Source organism: Anaerostipes sp. CAG:276 (genome assembly GCF_000432215.1).
GTDB classification, from domain to species: Bacteria; Bacillota; Clostridia; order Lachnospirales; family Lachnospiraceae; genus Anaerostipes; species Anaerostipes caccae.
This window is the reverse complement of the sequence record NZ_FR889197.1, coordinates 92,664-114,088: the sequence shown is the minus strand read 5'-3', so window position 1 is coordinate 114,088 and position 21,425 is coordinate 92,664. Positions and strand designations below refer to the sequence as shown.

The 21,425-nt window shown below is 44.6% G+C and carries 26 protein-coding genes; 25 read left to right on the top strand and 1 reads right to left on the bottom strand.

What is annotated here, in order from left to right; genetic code table 11:
* The first annotated feature begins 4 nt into the window (after positions 1-4).
* The 20 genes from QVP35_RS11150 to QVP35_RS11055 all read left to right on the top strand — a co-directional run bounded on the left by QVP35_RS11150 (position 5) and on the right by QVP35_RS11055 (position 15,108).
* The gene (locus tag QVP35_RS11150; RefSeq protein WP_009288909.1) at positions 5-1,468 is read left to right on the top strand and encodes a glycoside hydrolase family 32 protein; all 1,464 of its coding nucleotides are present in this window, start codon (positions 5-7) and stop codon (positions 1,466-1,468) included.
* Positions 1,465-2,436: a carbohydrate kinase family protein gene (locus QVP35_RS11145; RefSeq protein ID WP_006566002.1), complete on the top strand. Its 972-nt coding sequence runs from the start codon at positions 1,465-1,467 to the stop codon at positions 2,434-2,436. The genes QVP35_RS11150 and QVP35_RS11145 overlap by 4 nt, the downstream gene beginning before the upstream one ends.
* Before the next feature lie 158 nt (positions 2,437-2,594).
* On the top strand, positions 2,595-2,912 hold the full coding sequence (locus QVP35_RS11140; RefSeq protein ID WP_006566001.1) for a PadR family transcriptional regulator: 318 nt from the start codon (positions 2,595-2,597) through the stop codon (positions 2,910-2,912).
* Positions 2,905-3,516, top strand: coding sequence for a DUF1700 domain-containing protein (locus QVP35_RS11135; protein WP_009288908.1), 612 nt, complete (start codon positions 2,905-2,907; stop codon positions 3,514-3,516). Before QVP35_RS11140 ends, QVP35_RS11135 begins: the two co-directional genes overlap by 8 nt.
* A complete protein-coding gene (locus QVP35_RS11130; protein WP_009288907.1) occupies positions 3,513-3,752 on the top strand; it encodes a hypothetical protein in 240 nt (79 codons plus the stop codon). The genes QVP35_RS11135 and QVP35_RS11130 overlap by 4 nt, the downstream gene beginning before the upstream one ends.
* Positions 3,753-3,838: 86 nt before the next feature.
* The gene (locus QVP35_RS11125; protein WP_009288906.1) at positions 3,839-4,981 is read left to right on the top strand and encodes a hypothetical protein; all 1,143 of its coding nucleotides are present in this window, start codon (positions 3,839-3,841) and stop codon (positions 4,979-4,981) included.
* Between the two features lie 22 nt (positions 4,982-5,003).
* Complete coding sequence (locus QVP35_RS11120; protein WP_009288905.1) at positions 5,004-5,279, top strand: GNAT family N-acetyltransferase; 276 nt, start codon at positions 5,004-5,006, stop codon at positions 5,277-5,279.
* Positions 5,280-5,464: 185 nt separating this feature from the next.
* A complete protein-coding gene (locus QVP35_RS11115) occupies positions 5,465-6,397 on the top strand; it encodes a sugar-binding transcriptional regulator (protein ID WP_006565995.1) in 933 nt (310 codons plus the stop codon).
* A 59-nt stretch (positions 6,398-6,456) separates the two neighbouring features.
* A complete protein-coding gene (locus tag QVP35_RS11110; RefSeq protein WP_009288904.1) occupies positions 6,457-6,750 on the top strand; it encodes a PTS sugar transporter subunit IIB in 294 nt (97 codons plus the stop codon).
* A 22-nt stretch (positions 6,751-6,772) separates the two neighbouring features.
* On the top strand, positions 6,773-7,666 hold the full coding sequence (locus tag QVP35_RS11105) for an aldo/keto reductase (protein WP_009288903.1): 894 nt from the start codon (positions 6,773-6,775) through the stop codon (positions 7,664-7,666).
* 29 nt (positions 7,667-7,695) lie between these two features.
* Entirely contained in the window at positions 7,696-8,943 is a 1,248-nt protein-coding gene (locus QVP35_RS11100) for a PTS galactitol transporter subunit IIC (RefSeq protein WP_009288902.1), read from the top strand.
* Between the two features lie 39 nt (positions 8,944-8,982).
* Positions 8,983-9,639, top strand: a complete 657-nt coding sequence (gene deoC, locus QVP35_RS11095; RefSeq protein ID WP_006565991.1) for a deoxyribose-phosphate aldolase — start codon at positions 8,983-8,985, stop codon at positions 9,637-9,639.
* Positions 9,640-9,654: 15 nt separating this feature from the next.
* A complete protein-coding gene (locus QVP35_RS11090) occupies positions 9,655-9,945 on the top strand; it encodes a hypothetical protein (protein WP_006565990.1) in 291 nt (96 codons plus the stop codon).
* Positions 9,946-9,968: 23 nt separating this feature from the next.
* On the top strand, positions 9,969-10,451 hold the full coding sequence (locus QVP35_RS11085) for a PTS sugar transporter subunit IIA (protein ID WP_009288901.1): 483 nt from the start codon (positions 9,969-9,971) through the stop codon (positions 10,449-10,451).
* A gap of 170 nt (positions 10,452-10,621) precedes the next feature.
* The gene (locus QVP35_RS11080) at positions 10,622-11,905 is read left to right on the top strand and encodes a sn-glycerol-1-phosphate dehydrogenase (protein WP_009288900.1); all 1,284 of its coding nucleotides are present in this window, start codon (positions 10,622-10,624) and stop codon (positions 11,903-11,905) included.
* A 13-nt stretch (positions 11,906-11,918) separates the two neighbouring features.
* Complete coding sequence (locus QVP35_RS11075; RefSeq protein ID WP_009288899.1) at positions 11,919-12,782, top strand: damage-control phosphatase ARMT1 family protein; 864 nt, start codon at positions 11,919-11,921, stop codon at positions 12,780-12,782.
* 76 nt (positions 12,783-12,858) lie between these two features.
* Positions 12,859-13,458, top strand: coding sequence for a recombinase family protein (locus QVP35_RS11070; RefSeq protein WP_009288898.1), 600 nt, complete (start codon positions 12,859-12,861; stop codon positions 13,456-13,458).
* Positions 13,459-13,600: 142 nt separating this feature from the next.
* Positions 13,601-13,888 carry a hypothetical protein gene (locus QVP35_RS11065; RefSeq protein WP_006565985.1) on the top strand — a complete coding sequence of 96 codons (288 nt, stop codon included), beginning with the start codon at positions 13,601-13,603 and terminating at the stop codon, positions 13,886-13,888.
* Positions 13,889-13,973: 85 nt separating this feature from the next.
* Positions 13,974-14,390: a secondary thiamine-phosphate synthase enzyme YjbQ gene (locus QVP35_RS11060; protein ID WP_009288897.1), complete on the top strand. Its 417-nt coding sequence runs from the start codon at positions 13,974-13,976 to the stop codon at positions 14,388-14,390.
* A 1-nt stretch (position 14,391) separates the two neighbouring features.
* Complete coding sequence (locus tag QVP35_RS11055) at positions 14,392-15,108, top strand: tRNA threonylcarbamoyladenosine dehydratase (RefSeq protein WP_009288896.1); 717 nt, start codon at positions 14,392-14,394, stop codon at positions 15,106-15,108.
* Positions 15,109-15,351: 243 nt separating this feature from the next.
* Here QVP35_RS11055 and QVP35_RS11050 read toward each other — a convergent pair whose 3' ends face one another.
* Positions 15,352-16,368: a YeiH family protein gene (locus tag QVP35_RS11050; protein WP_009288895.1), complete on the bottom strand. Its 1,017-nt coding sequence runs from the start codon at positions 16,366-16,368 to the stop codon at positions 15,352-15,354.
* A gap of 240 nt (positions 16,369-16,608) precedes the next feature.
* Here QVP35_RS11050 and QVP35_RS11045 point away from each other — a divergent pair, with 240 nt between their 5' ends.
* From QVP35_RS11045 to QVP35_RS11025, 5 genes are all read left to right on the top strand, one after another.
* A complete protein-coding gene (locus QVP35_RS11045; RefSeq protein ID WP_006565981.1) occupies positions 16,609-16,989 on the top strand; it encodes a BlaI/MecI/CopY family transcriptional regulator in 381 nt (126 codons plus the stop codon).
* Between the two features lie 106 nt (positions 16,990-17,095).
* Positions 17,096-17,992, top strand: a complete 897-nt coding sequence (locus QVP35_RS11040; RefSeq protein WP_009288894.1) for a LysR family transcriptional regulator — start codon at positions 17,096-17,098, stop codon at positions 17,990-17,992.
* 149 nt (positions 17,993-18,141) lie between these two features.
* A complete protein-coding gene (locus QVP35_RS11035) occupies positions 18,142-19,284 on the top strand; it encodes an acyl-CoA dehydrogenase family protein (RefSeq protein ID WP_006565979.1) in 1,143 nt (380 codons plus the stop codon).
* Positions 19,285-19,310: 26 nt separating this feature from the next.
* Positions 19,311-20,108 carry an electron transfer flavoprotein subunit beta/FixA family protein gene (locus QVP35_RS11030; protein WP_009288893.1) on the top strand — a complete coding sequence of 266 codons (798 nt, stop codon included), beginning with the start codon at positions 19,311-19,313 and terminating at the stop codon, positions 20,106-20,108.
* Positions 20,109-20,127: 19 nt separating this feature from the next.
* Positions 20,128-21,123, top strand: coding sequence for an electron transfer flavoprotein subunit alpha/FixB family protein (locus QVP35_RS11025; protein WP_009288892.1), 996 nt, complete (start codon positions 20,128-20,130; stop codon positions 21,121-21,123).
* The last annotated feature ends 302 nt before the right edge of the window (positions 21,124-21,425 follow it).

Below are 21,425 nucleotides of genomic sequence, written 5' to 3'. Positions count from 1 at the left end.
AATCATGTTTAAGAAGTATAATAAAGTATTGAAAGAAGACTATGAAAAGTGGTATGCTGAACATGAAAGTGACAGAGAAGAGACAGCGAAAGATCCGATGCGGCTTAAATTTCACCTGATGCCTAAGACCGGATGGCTCAACGATCCCAACGGACTGTGCCAGTTTCACGGCACCTACCATATCTATTATCAGTACACCCCGTTTGAACCGACCGGAGAACTGAAGCTTTGGGGGCATTATACGACAAAAGATTTTATTTCTTATATAGATGAAGGACCGGTATTATTTCCGGATTCGGAGTTTGACGCTCACGGCGTCTACTCCGGTTCCGCCTTTGTAAAAGGAGATACGATTCACTATTTCTATACAGGGAATATCAAGTATTTTGACAGGGATGATTACGATTACATCAACTCAGGGCGTGGCAGCAACACGATTCATGTGGCCAGCAAAGACGGATATCATTTTTCTGAAAAAGACCTTTTAATGACCACGGACGATTATCCTGAGGATATGAGCTGCCATGTGCGGGACCCGAAGATCATCCGGCGGGGGGATGATTACTATATGGTCCAGGGAGCCAGGGATATAGACAGTCATGGACTGATCCTGATGTTTCATTCAAAGGATCTGTCTCATTGGGAGTATTTTGACCGGATCGTTCCGAAAGAACCGTTCGGTTATATGTGGGAGTGTCCGGACTTGTTCGAACTGGACGGACAGATGATGCTGATCACATGCCCTCAGGGGGTAGAACCGAAAGGCATTGACTACCAGAATGTTCATCAGTGTACAGCGGTGAAGATGGATTATGACTTTGAGAACAAATTATATGAGATCTGCGATAATTCAGAGTTTCAGCAGTTAGACAGGGGCTTTGATTTTTACGCACCCCAGACCTTTGAGGACGAGAAGGGACGCCGTATCCTGATCGGATGGATGGGGATTCCGGATGCCGATTACACGAATCCGACCGTTGAGCATGGATGGCAGCACGCACTGACAATCCCAAGGGAACTGCACATAAAGGATGGAAGGATCATTCAGCAGCCCATAAAGGAGATGGAACAGATGAGAAAAGGAGAACTGATCTGTACATTTTCTGAACAGGGCAGGATGGAGAGCAATCTGAAACTGTATGAAGCAGAGGTTCGATTCAGACATTGCGCTGATATGGTTCTGACTTTAAAGGAAGGCGTTACCTTATCCTATGACAGCGGACTGCTCACCCTTGATCTGGGGGATTTTGGTGAGGGCAGGACGACAAGATGTGCCGCATTGGATGAATTAAAAGACCTGCGGATTTTCGCAGACACTACTTCTCTTGAAATTTTTGTAAACGGCGGTGAAGAAGTCTTTACCACCAGGGTATACAGCAGCCAGGGAAAGCTTAGCATAGACGGGGACTGTTCGGGTACCATGAAGATCTATTGCCTGCGGCCTCTGGAGATAGGAGAAAGAGAATGACCAGAAAATTATGCGGAATCGGAGAGGCACTGATTGATTTTATTCCGGAAGTGAAAGGACAGAGATTAAAGGATGTACCGTCCTTTACCAGAGTAGCAGGAGGGGCTCCTGCCAATGTAGCCGGTGCGGTGACGAAACTTGGGATTCCGTCCAAGTTTTTGACAAAACTTGGAGACGATCCCTTCGGTGATTATATAGTTGAAGTACTTGATGAGGCTGGAATTGACACAAGTCATATTAAACGGGACAAAGAAGCAGAGACGGCTCTGGCCTTTGTCTCTCTGGCATCAGACGGAAACAGGGATTTTAAGTTTTACCGCAAAAACAGCGCAGATCTCCGCTACAGTGTCTATGACATTGAGCCGGATGTTCTGGATGACTGCGGGATGATCCATTTCTGCAGCGTAGACTTGGTGAATTCACCCATGAAAGATGCACATAAGAAATTAATTGACATGGCAAACGGCAAAGACGTGCTTGTATCATTTGATCCAAACCTCCGTTTTTCACTGTGGGATGACTTACAGGAACTGAAAGAGACAGTCAATGAATTTTTGCCTTTTGCGGATATTATAAAAATCTCAGATGAAGAACTGGAGTTTATCACAGGACATACGGATATAAGGGAGGCAGTGCCTGACCTGCTGAACGGAAGGACGAAGTATGTCATCTATACAAAAGGAAAAGACGGTGCGGAGATCTATACGAAACATGGAATGACGGAAGCACCGGGATATTCCATTGACGTAAGAGATACGACCGGAGCCGGTGATTCCTTTATCGGAGCATTTTTATACCAGCTTCTGAGGGATAATGTGACGGATCTGGAAGCGGTGAATTTCGGGACTTTAAAGGAGTATCTGGATTTTGCCAACGCCTATGCGGCTTATACTACAACCAGGGAAGGAGCGCTGGCAGCCATGGCAGACGCCAGGGAATTTGCCGATTTCAGAAAGAACCTGCAGTAAATTAAAATATATAAAACGTGAAAAGCCAATGAGTCTTTGAAAAAAGGATTCGCTGGCTTTTTTCTATTTTTTACGAATAGATCTAGGATGAAATTGAAAATACATCTTGACACATTATACTATGTAATATATAGTATAATGCATAAGGAGGCGATAGATTGAATACACAGTTGAAAAAAGGTTTTTTAGAGTTTTGTATTCTGGCTGCCCTCTGTGAGGATGACTCCTATGGTTACCAGATCATCAAAGATGTATCGGGATGTATTAAGATTTCCGAGTCAACGCTGTATCCGATTCTGAAACGTCTGGAAAGCAGCGGATATCTGGATACTTACACGGTGGAACACAACAGCCGTCTCAGAAAGTATTACAGGATAACAGAAAAGGGAAGAGACCATATCAGAGAATTTTTGGATGAGTGGCAGCAGATTATGGGTATTTATGAGTTTGTGAAAGGAGCGGCAGAACATGAGTAAAGAAGAGTTTTTAGGAAGTCTTAACCGGCTTTTAAAAAGTCTTGGGAAGAGTGAGAGAGAAAAATCGCTCTCCTATTACAATGAGATCATTGACGATTATATGGAGGACGGATATACGGAGGAGCAAGCGGTAGAGCAGATCGGGAATCCGGGGCTGATCGCACAGGAGATTCTGGAGGAACAGCAGTCACAGATGAAGGCGCCGATGTCCCGGGGGACGAAAGTCTTGGTCGCAGTTTTGCTGGTCCTTGGTTTTCCGCTTTGGGGTTCCCTGATGCTTGCGGGATTTTGTATTGTGCTGTCAGCGGTGCTGCTGGTCTTATCTGCCTACATTGTCATTTGGTGTATTCCGCTGTGCACCGGAGCAGTCTCAGTGGCGGGCCTGATTCTGTCAGTAGTCAGTATGGGCGGCGCGGCAGTCATCGTTTTCCAGAATTCTGCGGCAGGGGTCATTCAGCTGGGCGTCGGCATGTTGTCTGCCGGTATTTTCATCCTGACAGGTCTGCTGACATGGGTTTTAGGAAAATATTTTGTAAAAGTAACAGCCAGTTTCAGTAAATGGCTGGCGGGGACAGTTACCAGGATAAGGAGGAAAAACGTATGAGTATCAGCAGTTTTAAAAAGAAATGTCTTATATTGAGTGCGGTATTTCTGATCATAGGGTCTGTCCTTATAGGAGCCGGCTGGAGCATGGCAGATTTTAAGGCGGAGAATGTGAAGGAAGAGGGAACACCGAAGTGGTACCGGACATTTCATGCAGATGAGCAGGGAACATGGATCGGCATCCGGCTTAAAAAGGGTGTGTACCTTCTTACTTTCGGCGACAGCGGTGAATATTGATTTGTAATAGATCTAACATAGTTTTGTTACAAATTTCTCCTTAGGCTTTGCTATAATAAACAGACAACCTGACAGGAGGAATGGTTATGGGAATAAGACGGAAACAGCTGATGGGAATTTTTCTGTCTGCTGCGTTGGCAGCAGGAAGTATTTTGGTCCCGGTTTCAGCGAAAGAAAAGACAGATGTCACAGATCTGCTGAAAGTAAAAAACAGAACAGAGTATAACAAAGGCAGAAGGGCAGCCGGGAAGAACCAGGCGGAGATTCACGTTAAAAAGTACCGCTCCATAGGTGAGATGCCGGGTGAAGAAGGATACAAGTACAGCTCCTCATGGCAGGGCAAAACAGTTAAAATCTATGCAGATCAATCCGGACTGCTCGTAATCGGAGGTGAATCTGAAGATATGGCTGATGCCTGTGGTACGTTATATGATGCTTCAGGAAAAGAGGTAAAGGAATATCAGAAGGAAGGACTTCTTATGAAGGTTGTTTCTGCAGGAACAGTGTATTCCCTAAAACTACCCGAAAAGTTTAGAAGTTTTACCGTAGAAGCCGATCTGATGGAAGATCATCAAAAGGTGTTAAGGAAAAATGATTCTTATGTGCAGACAGCCACCGGAGGTTATTTTTATCATGAGTTTACTCTGAAAAAAAGATCTATGGCGATGCTGCCGATACTTCCCTTTACAGACCAGAAGCTGTCATATAATATACAGCGGAAGACAAAGGCCGGATGGAAGATGCTTTCAAAAACCAAGACAGCTGATGATGATTATGAGAAGGCCTTATCCAGGTCTGTTTATGGATTGGCGAAGGGGAATTACAGAGCTGCCGTGAAGGGGAAGACGGGTACGCCGTATCTGATTGGTTATGTTCCCGAAACGGTTGTGAAGAAATATAAGACAAAAAAGTCAAAAGCTAAAAAAATTACGCTGGAAAGCTTTCAGACAGATTTGTATACAGATACAGAAAGAGCTTCCAGATGGTATCGGATCTCCAGAAAGACAGCGAAAAAGAAACGTTACATTGAAATCAGTACTTCCATGAATTCTGGAAAACTGAAGTTTACAATTTATAAAAAAGGCAGAAAAAAACCACTGAAGATTTATAAACTCTCAGGACAGAAGGAAAGAAAATATCGTCTGAAGCATGGGGCGGGAACGTATTATATAAAAGTCTCCAAAATCGGAAAGAATACAAATGGTGTTTACAGCATTGATTATCTGTAATGAAGGAAAAGGAGACGATCAAATGGAATTTCAGAGTGAAGATCACCGGATTTTTGCCAAAGATCAAGAAGGACATGTGATAGCAGAAGTAACATTTCCCGAAGTGTCTGAAGGCACGGCCGTCATAGACCATACCTTTGTAGATGATTCCCTGCGGGGACAGGGAGTGGCCGGAGAACTATTGGAAACGGCGGCAGAACAGCTGGAAGAAAGAGGGATGAAGGTAATCCCAACCTGTTCCTATGCGGTGCGGTGGTTTGAAAAGCACCCGGAATACCGGAAACTTTTGAAATCTTAGACGGCGGACTGAATGCCAAAACTAAAAAAGGATATGAGAACTGTACTGAAAACAGTTCTCATATCCTTTTTTGCTGAGAAAATTTTCCTGCGGGCAAATTGTATTGACTTTTGTACATAAGTGTTATATTATAAAGATGAACAAAATAACAGTATATGTTCAAATGAACAAAAAGAGGTGATGACATGGATATGCAGAGAAGAACTATGACTATGATCAGCAAGTTGTATTATGAAGAAAATATGACCCAGCAGCAGATCGCAAAGCAGACCGGATTGTCAAGAATGAAAGTATCCAGAATTCTTCAGAAGGCGAAGGAAGAAGGTATCGTAAGGATCATCATAGATTATTCCGGCGTTTATCCGGAACTGGAACAGGACATCAAAGGAAAATATAAGTTAAAGGATGTGGTCATCGTAGACACATCCATCGGAAATTCTTCAAAGGAACAGGTAGCCTCCGCTGCTGCCTATTATCTGGAACGGCATTTGGAATCCGGTTCTACAGTCGCCGTCGGGTGGGGGTCCACGATGCGTCTGATCCCGGATTATATTCAGAAGATGGATGATCCGGAGCTGTTGTTTTCACCGATCATCGGAGGACACGGACAGAGCGAACTGGATATGCACGCTACGACCATAGCGTCCAACCTGGCAAAAAAAACAGGGGGAAGATCGCTGTCCCTGATCGCTCCGGCACTTGTGAAAAATAAAGAAGAGAAAACATTTTTGTCAGACGACAACCAGGTAAAACGTGTAATCGAGCGCACATCTCAGGCAGAATATGCGGTTTTCAGTCTTGGCAATCCGCTGGCAAAGGACAGCAGTATCAAAAAGTCGGGCTACATATCTGAGGCAGACTTAAGACAGTTGGAAAAGGAGGACGCTATCTGTGATGTTGTCTCTGTTGTTTTCCTGGATAAGAACAGCCAAATATGCTGTGAAAATATTACCGAGAGGTGCATAGGGATTACCGAAGAACAGTTAAAAAAAATTCCCAATAAGATCTGTGTGGTAGAGAGCAGAGAAAAATATGACTCCGTGAGATCCGCGCTGGAGGCAGGATATATCGATATATTGGTCACGGACCAGGATACGGCGGAGTATTTGTCCAAATAATTTTAAGGACCGCAAAACCGGTCTTTGAAAATAAATAAAAAGGAAAGGAGGTGGATGACATGAAGGAATACCATATTTTGATCGCCTGCGGGAGCGGTATTGCTACCAGCACGGTGATTGCCAACCGGGTTAAGAATCTCTGCAAGGACAATGGATTTAAAGTAAAAGTACAGCAGGTAAAAATTGTGGAGGTAGAAAAAATGGCTCCGGAATTTGACCTGATCGTTGCGAGCACGCGAGTTCCTGAAACAGTAACGACACCGTCGGTATTTGCCATTAACTATCTGACAGGGATCAAACCGGAAGCTGTTGATGAACAAATTCTGACGGTCTTAAGAGGTCTGGAAGAATGAGGATGTATGATGGAGGTAAAACATGGAATATGTAACAATGGCGGAAGGCCTTGAGTTTTCCAGAGTGGTGCTTGGTTTTTGGAGACTTCTGGACTGGAATCTTTCAACCGATGAATTGATCCGCTATCTGGAAGAATGTCTTGACCTGGGGATCACGACGATGGATCACGCAGATATTTACGGGGACTACACGGTCGAAGAGAAATTCGGGGAAGCCATGAAAAAAAGGCCGGATCTCAGAGACAAAATGCAGATTATTTCAAAGTGCGGAATTGTCTACAAGTCAGAAACTGCACGTGTCAAATATTATAACTACGGTACAGACTACATCATCGGACAGGTGGAGAAATCTTTGAAATATATGGGGATTGATCACCTGGACACACTGCTCCTGCACCGTCCGAGTCCGTTTATGGACCCGGAAGAGATCAGCAGAGCGTTTGAAACCCTTTTAAAGGAAGGAAAAGTAAGGACCTTTGGAGTATCGAATTTTCTGCCGGACGAATTCCGCCTGCTGAAATCTTATCTCACTGTACCTTTGATCACGAATCAGATCGAACTTTCTCCGCTCAGGATGGGAAATATGGAAAACGGAGTCATGAATCTTTGCCTGGAAGAGAGGATTCATCCTATGCTCTGGTCTCCGCTTGCCGGAGGCAGGATCTTTACCGGGCAGGGAGAAGAGGAAATAAGGCTCAGAGAAGTTTTAGAAGTCATCCGGGAGGAGATCGGTGCGGAAGATATCGATGAAGTGGCCTTCGCATGGCTGTTCTCCCATCCGGCAAAGCCGATTCCGATTACAGGTTCAGGAGAAATCGGATTGGCAGAGAGACCAGTCAAAGCATTGAAATACCGGCTGACGCCAGAACAGTGGTTTATGATCTGGACGGCAGTCAAGGGCCACAAAGTACCGTAGATGAATGAGGGTACAATGGGAGGAATTGTATGGAAATATTAAATTTTATATTGGGATTGGGTTCCACAGTTATGCTGCCGATCATTATTTTCGTGTTCGGACTCATCATGAGTGCTGGATTTTCAAAATCATTTAAGTCCGGTGTGACCATAGGAATCGGATTCACAGGAATCAACCTGGTCATTACGCTGCTGACGGATCAGCTGGGTCCGGTGGCGCAGGCCATGACGGAACGCCTGGGACTGGACCTTCAGGTCATCGATATCGGATGGCCGGCCATGTCGTCCATTTCCTGGGCGTGGGCAGCGGCAGGTCTGATGATACCGATTGGACTCGTGATCAACTTCGTGATGCTCACGCTGAAACTTACGAAGACTATGAACGTGGACATTTGGAATTACTGGCAGTTCGCTTTCGTTGGATATGCGGTGACAACCGTGAGCGGAAGTCTGCCGATGGGAATTATTGCAGCCAGTGCACTTTCCATTCTGGCTCTGATCCTTGCAGATTATACCCAGCCTTTTGTGGAAAAGTTCTTCGGTATGCCGGGCATTTCATTTCCGCATCTGACGGCACTTGGATTTCTGCCGCTGGTCGTGCCTTTAAACTGGCTGATTGACAAGATTCCGGGACTCAATAGGCTGAATGCAAATCCGGAGACCATCAGAAAACGGTTCGGTATCTTTGGAGAGCCGATGTCCATGGGGCTGATCATCGGCCTTGCGCTGGGCCTTTTAGGGGGACAGAAAATTGATGCCATCTTACAGCTTGCCATCACGATGGCTGCGGTCATGTATCTCATGCCGAAGATGGTAGCGATTCTCATGGAGGGACTGATCCCGATCTCAGAGGCTGCCAGGGAGTTTATGGCTAAGCATTTCGGAGACAGAGAGATTTTTATCGGATTGGATGCGGCAGTTTCACTCGGAGAGCCGTCAGTTATCGCTGTAGGGCTTCTGCTCGTGCCGATCACAATTCTTTTGGCGATTGTGCTGCCTGGAAATAAACTGCTGCCGTTTGCAGATCTGGCGGTCATCCCGTTCATCGTATGCCTGATCACTGCCATGTCAAAGGGAAATGTCATCCGGGCACTGATCGTGGGAACGGTCGTTATGGCATGTGTATTACTGATGGCAACGAATCTGGCGCCGATCGAGACACAGATGGCCCTGACTGCAGGAATCAAAATGCCGGCGGGAGCTTCCCAGATCGGAAACCTGGACCGGGCAAACCTGATTTCATGGCTTTTCGTTAAGGTATTTTCACTGTTCGGCTAAACAACACATTTATTTATGAATTAAAGGAGAACAAAGATTATGGAAATGACAAAACAAGAATTTTTAAGCAAAGTGGACCACTCATTGTTAAAACCTCAGCTGACGAGGGAAGAGATTATGGAAGGACTTCAGTTTGCAAAGGAGAATCACTGTGCATCTGTCTGCATTAACCCGTGCAATCTGGATATGGCAAGAGAAGTACTTGCAGGTACGGACGTAAAGATTGGAACCGTGATCGGATTTCCTTCCGGAGCACATACGACGTTTTCAAAAGTGGCGGAGGCAGTGGATGCTTATGCAAGAGGGGCAGTGGAGCTTGATATGGTCATTGATATCGGGGCACTGAGGAATGGTGAATACGAGGATGTAAAAAAGGACATCGAGGCAGTGGTCAATGCGACACCGGGCATTGTAAAAGTCATTCTTGAGACAGCGTTTCTTACCAAAGAAGAAATCAGGAAAGGCTGTGAGCTGACAGAAGAAGCAGGAGCTGCTTACGTAAAGACATCCACAGGTTTTGCGCCGTCCGGGGCTGCAGCAGAGGATATCAGACTCATGAGGGAGACAGTTTCAGAAAAAGTCCATGTGAAAGCCGCAGGGGGAATCAATAACCTGGCAGACTGTATGGCTATGATCGAGGCGGGATCTGACCGGATCGGCATCAGCAGGACAAAAGCGATCCTGGAAGAATTCTAAGAGGAGAGTGATGTTATGAGAGAGACTTCTTTACTGCTGGCCGGAGGCATGAAGAAAGAAAAAGCCCAAAAGGCGGCAGAGCTTCTGAAAGAAGGACTGAAAGAAAAGAACATAATGGCCGAGGTGACATTTGTAAATACATATGAGGTGACGGACTTAAAAAGTCTGGAAGAAGGCCATGATATGGTGATCTCTACTGCTACAGGCAATCTGAATACATCGCTTCCGGTACTGCAGGGATTGTGTCTTTTATATCCATGGATGGGGACCGGGAAACTGTATGAGGAAGTAGAAAAGAATCTTTAAGGCAAATAAAGGGAGGAAACAGAATGGAGCAGATTTTCAGAGAAGATCTCATCTGGCTGGATGAAACGTTTGAAGACAAAGACCAGTTTTTTGATAAGATCGGGAAAAGGCTTTATGAAAAAGGCAAAGTAAAGGAAAGTTTTGCCGATGGGCTGAAGAGCAGGGAAGCAGTTTATCCTACAGGTCTAAAGACCGAATCATATGAGATTGCAATTCCGCATACGGATGTGGAACATGTAAGAGAGGCATCCATATCTTTTGTAAGATTTAAAGAAACGGTTTTGTTTTCGCACATGGGAGAGCCTGAAATCCAGGTGAACGCAAAGTTTGCTTTTGTTCTGGGCGTTAAAGAGCCGAGTCAGCAGGTGGAGGTGCTGAGTACTCTGGTTTTGCTGATATCCAATGAAGCAGAAATGGCTAAGCTCGAAGTTCTGAATGCACCGGCGCAGATTTGTGCACTGCTGAATGAATTTTTCAAAGAGCATATGCAGAAAGGGTTAAAATGATGAAGATACAGCGCAGAAAGAAAAAAGAAACACTCATAGACAGTCTTCATTTGGGGCGAAGCGTCGGCAGAGCATTTCTTTCTTACAGATGTATTATATCATAACCGGGCACTATTTTCCAGGGACTTGCGATGCAGGTCCCTGTTGTCTGAATGAGAGGAGGTTTTTTGATGGAGATTGACTTAAAAAAGCTGGAGGGAGCCTGCTCCTGCCAAAGAGAACATCACGCAGATATTGATAAGATTCTTTTGGAGGAGGGAGCTGTCGAAAAACTGCCGCTTTTGCTGAAAGATACACCTTATCAGAATCTTGTCATGATCTGCGATGAAAATACTTATGAAATAGCCGGGAAACAGACGGAACAGCTGCTTCATATTTCAGAAACAGTCATGCTGAAGGGGAGCGGGGTCCATGCGGATGAAACCAGTGTGGCATATGTGATGGGACAGCTGAAAGGAAGAGAACGGCCGGATGCATTGATCACGGTCGGGTCCGGCACGCTTCACGACATTACCAGATACTGTGCCTTTGACCTTGGAATACCGTTTATATCTGTGCCGACGGCTGCCAGTGTGGATGGCTACACATCTACAGTTGCGGCTATGACACTTCAGGGATTTAAAAAGACAGTGCCCTCCTGTGCGCCGAAGATCATTGCGGCAGACAGCAGGGTGCTGAAAGAAGCTCCGCTCCGCCTTACAGCTTCGGGTGTAGGTGACCTGCTGGGGAAATATACGGCGCTTGCGGACTGGAAGCTGGCACATCTGCTGACAGGAGAATATTTTTGCCCGAGAGTCTGCGGCTTTGAGGAAGAGGCTCTTGAGATTATGTGTAAAAGTCTTCCGGGACTAAAGAAGGGTGAGATATCTGCTTATGAACAGCTCATGTACGGTCTCCTGCTTTCCGGACTGGCGATCCAGATGGTGGGGAATTCCCGTCCTGCTTCAGGGACAGAGCATCATATGTCTCATCTGTGGGAGATGGAGGCAGTCAATTCCTGTCTTGATTTTTACCACGGAGAAAAAGTAGGCACCGGCCTGGTCATCTCTTCTGAGATTTATCACAGAGCAGCAGAATGTCTGAGAAATGGCCGTTACGGTATAAAAAGATCTGTGCCTTTAGAGAAAGAACTGATAAGGAAATGCTTTGCAGGCAGGGGATTGAATGATATTATATTAGATGAGAATCAACCGAATGTGCTGGATCAGATTTCACCCTCTGTACTGAAAGAAAAAGAAGACCGGATCATAGAGATCCTTGAGCAGGTGCCGAAGGCAGAAACGTTAAGGGCATACCTTGACCAGGCCGGCGGAGTCAGTTCCCTGGAAGACCTTGGACTTGAAAAGAGGATGAAAGCATTGACAGCCAGAGTATCTCCATATGTCCGGCAGCGGCTGACTTTCATGCGGATATTAAAATACTATGATTTTTATGAGTCAGTGATTCAGGGATAAGGAAAGGAAAATTATGAGGACAGGGAAATATTGCAGGGAATGTCTGTTTCGGAGTGAAGAGCGGAAAGTGGAACAGGAGCAGAACGAAGAGAAGAAACAGCTGTTTCTTGACCAGGTGAGGGCAGTTTTAAGAGATGAGGATTTAGAATTGTCTCCGCCGGAATATCTGGCTGAATTTACAGAACTGTATGAGCGGCATTTTGGGGAGCAGACAGCCTTTGATCCGCTGAAGAAGCATTTTAATGAACTGATGCTTAAAAAAGAGCCGGAGATCAGAAGAAGAATTGAGGCGTCAGAAGATCCGGTGGCCACAGCGATTCGGGCAGCGCAGGCGGGAAACTACATAGACTATATCGCTCTGGGCGAGGTTGACGGGGATCAGTTGGAACAGCTTCTGTTTCAAAACGGAGAAAAGGGGCTGAAACCTGAGGTTTACGATTCCTTTCGGACAGATCTGAGTTCTGCAGAAAACCTTGTCTATATTACAGATAACTGCGGTGAGATCGTGGTGGATAAGGTTTTGATCCAGGAACTGAAAAAATCATATCCCCAGGTTAATGTCACAGTGATTGTTCGCGGAGCATGTGTGGCGAATGATGCGTCTATGGAGGATGCAGTACAGGTGGGTCTTCCTGACGAAGCCAGGGTGATTGGAAATGGTACGAGAATCGCAGGGACCAGCTTAAACAGGATCAGCAGGGAAGCAAAAGAATTGATTGAGAGAGCTGACTTGATCATAGCAAAAGGACAGGGAAATTATGAAACTTTATCCGGATGCGGGCTGAACGTATATTATCTTTTCTTGTGCAAATGCGATTATTTTGTAAAGCGGTTTGAGGGGGAATATCTGCAGCATATGTTTATAAAGGAAATGTAAAAAATTTTTCAAAAGCTCCATAATAAATAGTATCCTGCTTCTGACGGGATACTATTTTTATATGGAGGAAAAGTTTATGGAATCAAATATTTATGGTTATGCCCGTGTGTCAACCAGGGACCAAAATGAGAGCAGACAGCTTCTTGCACTGGAAGCGTTCGGGGTGGAGAGTAAGAAGATTTACCTGGACAAATTGAGCGGAAAAAACTTTGACAGACCCAGTTACAGGAAACTGACAAAGATACTGAGGAGGGGAGATGTACTGGTGATCCAGAGCATAGACAGGCTTGGGCGGAACTACGGCGAAATCCTGGAGCAGTGGAGGATCGTCACGAAAGAAATCAAAGCCGATATCGTTGTTCTCGATATGCCGCTTTTGGATACGAGAAAAAAACAGGATGATCTCACAGGCACATTTATCGCCGATCTGGTACTTCAGATCTTAAGCTATGTGGCCCAGACAGAACGGGAAAACATAAAGAAGCGCCAACAGGAAGGAATCAGAGCGGCCAAACTGAGAGGCGTTCATTTTGGGAGGCCGAGGAAACCGATACCGGAGAAATTTTATGAATTAAAAGAAAAGTGGAAACGGGGTGAAATCTCATCGAGAAAAGCCGCTGCACAGCTTCAGATTGCCCAGGATACATTTCTTAGGTGGGTGAGAGGACAGAAGTAAAAGAAATGGTAGAGATTATCATTCAGTCCATTTTATACATAAAACTGCAAAAAATATTGATATTTTAAGAGATAAATTCATTTCTTACAGTATACATTGAGTGAACGAAAAAGTCTGCTTTATCGTTCGCTGGAGGTAAGATATGATACAGAAGAAAAAAGATTTGAGGAACAGGCTTTTAGAATATTTGGCAGAGGAGGCGGGCTGTCAGGAAATGTCCGATCTGCCTACCAGTTTTTGGTTTCCTGTGGCATGTTTTATCGCCGGTTCTGTTAAGGCTGAACGTTTCAGCGCGAGGGAATGGAATGAGGCTGTCAGATATCTGACGGGGGAGAATATTCGGTTTGCTTCTCCCGTGCAGGCACAGAAATTTTTAGAAGTAAATAAGGACAATTTTCATACGGATAAAAAGGCAGGTAAAAGGATGTAATGTCTGTTGCAGACGGATGTTGTATGGGGTAAGATATTGTAGGAAGAAAACTAAAATATCACTTATATAATATCCAGGAGGTTTTATGAAATCATACAGAGAAGTACTGCATTTTCATCTGCCGTCCAGACGGGGGATTGTGAATATTACGGATAAAGTCCAGGATGCTGTGGATAAAAGCGGTGTAAAAGAAGGCATGGTGTTGGTAAATGCCATGAATATCACGGCAAGTGTTTTCATCAATGACGATGAATCCGGACTGCACCATGACTATGAGAAATGGCTTGAGAAACTGGCACCGGAAAAGCCTTACAGCCAGTACCGGCATAACGGATTTGAGGACAATGCGGATGCCCATCTGAAACGGACGGTCATGGGCAGGGAAGCTGTTGTAGCCATTACCGAAGGGCGTCTGGATTTCGGGACATGGGAACAGATTTTTTATTATGAGTTCGACGGCAGACGGGACAAGCGTGTGCTGATCAAAATTATCGGAGAATGATATGGAAAACCAATGGATCAGAACAGAACTGCTTTTGGGAGAAGAAGCGGTGGAAAGATTAAAAAATTCCCGTGTGGCCGTATTCGGTGTCGGGGGAGTTGGCGGATATGTGGCAGAGGCATTGGCAAGGACCGGTGTCGGAACTTTTGACCTGATCGATAAGGATACGGTGTCCGTTTCCAATATCAACCGTCAGATCATCGCCACGCACAGCACTGTCGGTAGGGTCAAAGTGGAAGTCATGAAGGAAAGGATACTGGAGATTAACCCGGAGGCAGAGGTTCATATCCACAAGTGTTTTCTTCTGCCGGAAAATGCATCGGAATTTGATTTTAGCAAGTATTCTTATGTGGTAGACGCAGTAGACACGGTGACTGCAAAGATCGAACTTGTGATGCAGGCACAGAAAGCCGGTGTACCGATCATCAGCAGTATGGGAGCAGGCAACAAGCTGGACCCGTCAAAATTTGAGGTGACAGATATCTATAAGACATCTGTTTGCCCGCTGGCAAGAGTGATGCGCAGGGAACTGAAAAAGAGAGACGTGAAACATTTGAAAGTAGTCTATTCCACGGAAAAGGCACTGGAGCCTAAGTTTGACCTTTCAGAGAAGGAAGGAAGAAGGGCAGTGCCGGGAAGTGTTGCATTTGTACCCTCTGCAGCAGGTCTGATTGCGGCAGGGGAAGTCATCAATGATTTGATCCGTAATAGACAATGATATGATAAAAAAAGCTGTTTGGCCTGAAAGCCGACAGCTTCTTTTATTATGGGAGAATTCTATGAGTTATTCACCCCTATTTCCGTGGCACTTTTGAAATGCGCTCCTCCAATAGAGGTAAATAACTTTCGAAAAGTGTCACCTTTTTTTGACAGAGGTCCTACTCCAACAGACATTACGTCCATTTTCAACATGATTGGAGTGAGGCATTCTAAGAGCCGAACGGAAATCATGTGGAAAATGTCATAGAATTCCGATGACACTTTGTATTCCAAGGCTTACCAAAGTTATAGCTGCCCAGCAGCAGAATCCCATAAAAATCGGTTTTGCTCCGGTTTTTATAAGTTTTACAATGTGAGTATTCAGTCCGATGGCCGCCATTGCCATAACGATAAAAAACTTGCTTAGATTCTTTAAAGGATCTGTCACTACAGGAGAAAGCGAAAAAACAGTTGTGATAACAGAGGCAAGGATAAAAAACAGCACAAACATCGGAAAAACTTGCTTCAGGCTGAAATTTGAGCCGCTTTCTTCCAATGCTTCTTCCTTTTTCCCGGCACGGAAAATCGCAAGCGCCAGAGTGATCGGAATAATTGCCAGAGTTCTTGTAAGTTTCACAATCGTTGCAGCATTCAATGTATTGCTGCCATGAACTCCATCCCATGCTGCTGCGGTGGCAGTGACGGAGGATGTATCGTTGACGGCTGTGCCTGCAAACAGTCCAAAGCCTTCATTGGACAGGTGAAGCATATTTCCGAGTGCTGGAAATACAAGAGCAGCAATCACATTGAACAGAAAGATAACGGAGATAGACTGTGCAATCTCCTCATCATCGGCTTCGATCACAGGTGCTGTGGCCGCGATGGCAGAGCCTCCGCAGATGGAAGAGCCTACGCCGATCAGTGCAGAAACTTTGGGATCCATGTGAAGAAGTCTGTACAATAGGAACGACACGATCAAAGAAGTAGTGATGGTAGACAAAATGATGGGCAGGGACTGCTGCCCTTTTGCCAGGATATCGGTAAGATTCATGCCGAATCCGAGGAGGATGACCGCATACTGTAATATTTTCTTTGAGGTAAAGGCAATTCCGGGCTGCATGGTACCTTTGTCTTTGATGAGCAGCGTCAATATCATGCCGATTAAAATGGCAAATACAGGGCCTCCGATCACCGGGACCAGATTTCCCAGAAACCATGCGGGCACAGAGATTCCGATACAGAGCAGAAGCCCTGACCAATGGACTTTTAAAAAATTCATAACTATGATCCTCTTTCTTTCATTTTTTATAATCGCTGGGGACAGCGACAGAAAAAATTATATCATGACATGATGATAACATAAAATTATATATAATTATAATATGATAATTTATTTTGATGATTTTGGCTGTGAAATAAAAGAATATATACATTTCTCATAATTTCTATTGAATAAACCGTTCATATATGTTAATCTGACTGTATACATAGTCAAAGAATGAAAAGGAGATGCATTTAAGTGAGCGGAGCAAAATTAACAGAAGCAGAATCAGTAGTAATGAGATGTATTTGGAATTATGAGAAAGAAGAGATCCCGTTTTTGACATTAATAGAAGAGCTGAAGGATAAGTATGGTAAAGATTACAAGAGAACGACTGTGCGCACATTTCTTTTTGATCTGGAAGCAAAGGGATATGCGGTGGTTGAGAGACGGGGCAAATTTTCGTATGTGAAGCCGGTTGTCAAAAAAGATGACTACAAGAAAGTCAAGGCAGAAGAGGTATTGGATATCTGGTTTGACGGATCAGCAAAAAAATTTATCAGTGCTCTCAGCGAGAGAATATCTGAGGATGAGGGTCAAAAACTGAACAAACTGCTGGACGAATTGGATGCCGATTGATCTGACAGAGTATCAGAGGCAGGAAAAGTTCAGAATAGGAGAGAAGAGACATTCTGATTTGCGGGGATGTCTTTTTTTATAGATATTCAAGACAAAGGAGAATGATATGCTGGATTTTAGGATTTTTACATTTCTTGAAGTATGTAAACAGATGAATTTTACAAAGGCAGCTAAGAAACTGAATATTACACAGCCTGCGGTGTCACAGCATATAAGATGGCTTGAAAAGGAATACGGGATAAAGCTGTTTGAGATGGAAGGGAAAAAGCTGAGTCTTACCGAAGAAGGAGATCTGTTCCGGAATGCGGCTATGACATTTCAGCACGATGAGATGTACTTAAAACATAAAATTCAGGAAATAAAAAAGGGAAAACGCAGGATTTATTTCGGAGCCACTTTGACGATCGGAGATTTTATTCTTCCCCGTGCAGCTGCTGAATTTATTAAAATGCATCCCGACACAGAAGTTTCCATAAGGATCGCAAATACAGAGGATCTCTTGAATCAGCTGGATCAGGGCGAGATTGATTTTGCCATGGTTGAAGGATATTTTGAAAAGAAGGAATATGATTACCGCATATATTCCAGGGAATCCTATATTGCTGTCTGCGGAAGAGACTATTGTTTTCAAAAGGAACCGGAGGTGCTGGAAGATCTGCTTTCTGAACCTTTGATAACAAGAGAGGCGGGATCAGGTACGAGAGAGATTATGGAAAAAAGTCTGGAGGGAAGGAACTTAAAGATCGGAGACTTTAAGAAAAACCACGAGGCCAGCAGTCTGCATATGATAAAAAAACTGGTGGATGAAGGGTGTGGGATTACCTTCCTGTATGAGGCAGCCGCAGGAGAAGAATTAAGAGACGGTATACTGAGAAAACTGGAATTAAAAGATTTTCCGGTAGTTCATGATTTTACATTCGTGTGGAGGAATCATAGCATTTTTTCACAAGATTACCTTGATATATTCAACAGTTTGCACAAAGATGATGAATATACAATATAAATAGACAATAAATTAACGAATACTGTTGACATAACTTTCACAAAGTGATACTATTAGCTCACAAATATTTAGCTTACAAAGTATTGGCAGGCTAATAGTAGGGATGCTAATAAGTTCTAATGTAAGAGCAAACAGGAGGAAAAAAGAAAATGGTTGAATTTAAATTGACAAAAGAACAGCTGCTTGCACAGCAGATGTTCAGAGATTTTGCAGAAACAGAAATCAAACCAATTGCCAGAGATATGGATGAAACAGAAGAATTCAGCATGGAACTGCTTGAGAAGATGAAGAAATTTGGTCTTATGGGAATTCCATATTCCAAAGAATACGGCGGAGAGGGTGCCGATGTCCTAACATATACACTCTGCATGGAAGAGATGTCTAAAGCAGACGCTTCCACAGGAATCACGATTTCCGTACATACCTCATTATGCTGTTCCTGCATCAATGACTTTGCTTCCGAAGAGCAGAAACAGAAATTCCTTCGTCCGCTGGTTGACGGGTCTAAAGTGGGATGCTTTGGTCTTACAGAGCCTGGAGCGGGTACAGATGCCAGCGGTGTGAAGACAAGTGCTGTGCTGGACGGTGATCATTATATATTAAACGGACAGAAAGTATTTACCACAAACTCAGGTTTTGCCGACACTTTTATCATTTTTGCATTGACAGACAAGAGTGCGGGAACAAGAGGAATGTCTGCATTTATCGTTGACAGGAACACACCGGGATTAGAAGTCAGCAAGAACATTCCGCGTATGGGTATCCGTGCTGCTTCCAACTGTGAAGTTGCCCTGGTTGATGTAAGGGTACCCAAAGAAAATGTGATCGCAGGTGAAGGAAAAGGATATAAGATCGCGATGTCTGCACTGGCAGGCGGAAGGATCGGGATCGGAGCTCAGTCCGTAGGAATTGCACAGGGTGCACTGGACGAAGCCATCAAATATGTAAAAGAAAGAAAACAGTTTGGAAAACCGATTGCGAAATTCCAGAATACACAGTTCCTGATCGCAGAACTTCAGGTGAAAATTGACGCTGCACGCCTTATGGTATGGAGAGCGGCAAAAGCCAAAGACGATCATGAAAATTATGCTCCGCTGGCAGCATCCTGCAAATTATTTGCATCCGATGTGGCAGTGGAAGTGACAAGAGCAGCTGTACAGCTTCTCGGAGGATACGGTTACTCCAGAGAATATCCGGTTGAGAGAATGTATCGTGACGCCAAGATCACAGAGATTTATGAAGGTACATCTGAGGCCATGAAGATGATCGTAGGCGGCGGATTGTTAAGATAAGCTTAGAGCGGAAGGAGAATATAGAGATGAAAATCGTTGTTTGTGCAAAACAAGTACCAGATACAACTGAAGTAAAATTAGATCCAAAGACGAATACCCTGATCAGAGACGGTGTTCCAAGTATCATCAATCCGGATGATAAGGCGGGGATCGAAGCTGCCCTGCAGTTAAAAGAAAAATGCCCGGGAAGCACGGTGACTGTTATTTCCATGGGACCGCCTCAGGCAGATGTGGCATTGAGAGAAGCGCTTGCTATGGGATGTGATGACGCAGTTCTTGTCTCTGACAGAGCGTTCGGGGGAGCAGACACATGGGCTACCTCTTCCACAATCGCAGCGGCTATCAAAAAATTAGATTATGATGTGATCATCACAGGACGCCAGGCAATCGACGGTGACACTGCACAGGTAGGTCCGCAGATTGCAGAGCACCTTGGGATTCCTCAGGTGAGCTACGTGGAAGAATTGGATGTGGAAGGGACTGACACCCTGGTTGTACAGAGACAGTTTGAAGACCGCCATCAGATTATTGAAGTAAAAACTCCTTGTCTGATCACAGCGCTGGCTGAATTGGCAGATCCGAGATATATGACGGTTCACGGTGCATTTGATGCATACAGAGAAAAAGAGGTCAAAGTCTGGGGACTTGCAGATTTGGAAGACACCGTAGATCAGGCAAACATTGGATTAAAAGGATCTCCTACAAGAGTAAAGAAATCCTTTACAAAGCAGGCCAAAGGTGCAGGAACCATTTTAAAAGATTTATCAGCAGACGAAGCAGTAACAGCGATTGTTGATAAACTTCAGGAAAAGCACATCATTTAAGCGAGGAGGAGAATGAAAAATGAGCAGAGACGTATACGTATTCGCTGAACAGAGAGACGGCGAACTTCAGAAAGTCGGAATCGAATTAGTTGGCAAAGCAAGAGAACTGGCAGATGATCTTGGACAGCAGGTTGCTGCAGTGCTGCTCGGGTCAGGCGTGAAAGATAAAGCGCAGGAACTGATTGCCTGCGGAGCAGATAAAGTCGTTGTTGTAGATGATGTTATGCTGGAAGAGTATGTGACAGAGCCTTATACAAAGGCACTTACAGCGGTGATCAATGCAAAAGATCCCGAGATCGTGCTTTATGGGGCATCTTCCATCGGACGTGACCTTGCACCGAGAGTATCTGCAAGAATTCACACAGGACTGACAGCAGACTGTACTGCACTCGAAATTGATGAGGAGACAAAGCTTCTTATGATGACCCGTCCGGCATTCGGCGGAAATATCATGGCAACGATCGTATGTGAAGATTTCCGTCCTCAGATGGCAACCGTCCGTCCGGGTGTTATGAAAGCGCTGGAAAGCGATGCATCCAGAAGCGGTGAAGTTGAAGAATTCAAGGTGAAATTCTCTGATGCAGACATGAATGTAAAGGTACGTGAGACCGTGAAGACGGCTCATAAATCTGTGGATATCACAGAAGCGAAGATCCTTGTTTCCGGAGGACGCGGGATCGGAAGCGCAGAGAAATTTAAGATGTTAGAGGAACTTGCCGGTGTTATGGAAGGCGAAGTATCTTCTTCCAGAGCATGTGTGGATTCAGGATGGATCAGCGCTGACCGCCAGGTCGGACAGACAGGAAAGACGGTTCGTCCGGAATTATATCTGGCCTGCGGTATTTCAGGAGCCATCCAGCATGCAGCTGGTATGGAAAACTCTGATTTTATCGTTGCTATCAACCGCGATGAAGATGCGCCGATCTTTGACATTGCGGATCTTGGAATCGTAGGAGACTTAAATGCGATCGTGCCGAAGCTTACGGAAGCGGTTAAAGCTGTGAAAGCTAAATAGGATAGACAGAATAATAATTATATATCATATAGGGAAGAAGGAGAATAGCAGATTATTTTCCTTCTTTTTTCTATGTTTTAGCCGAGAGATAAAATAAAGTGTTATAATAATTAAAATAAGTTTTGTGGGCAGAATTGGAGACTTTCGGGTGAATTTGTATCGGAAATCAGCCCAAAATATTAATTCGGAAATGATGAAAGAGGATTCGGCACAATTCGGAAATCCGGCACTATGGGGTAAAAAATAGACGAGCAAGAGGTATTCTCGGAAGTCTTGTAAAAAAGAACATCTTAAAGAAGTGT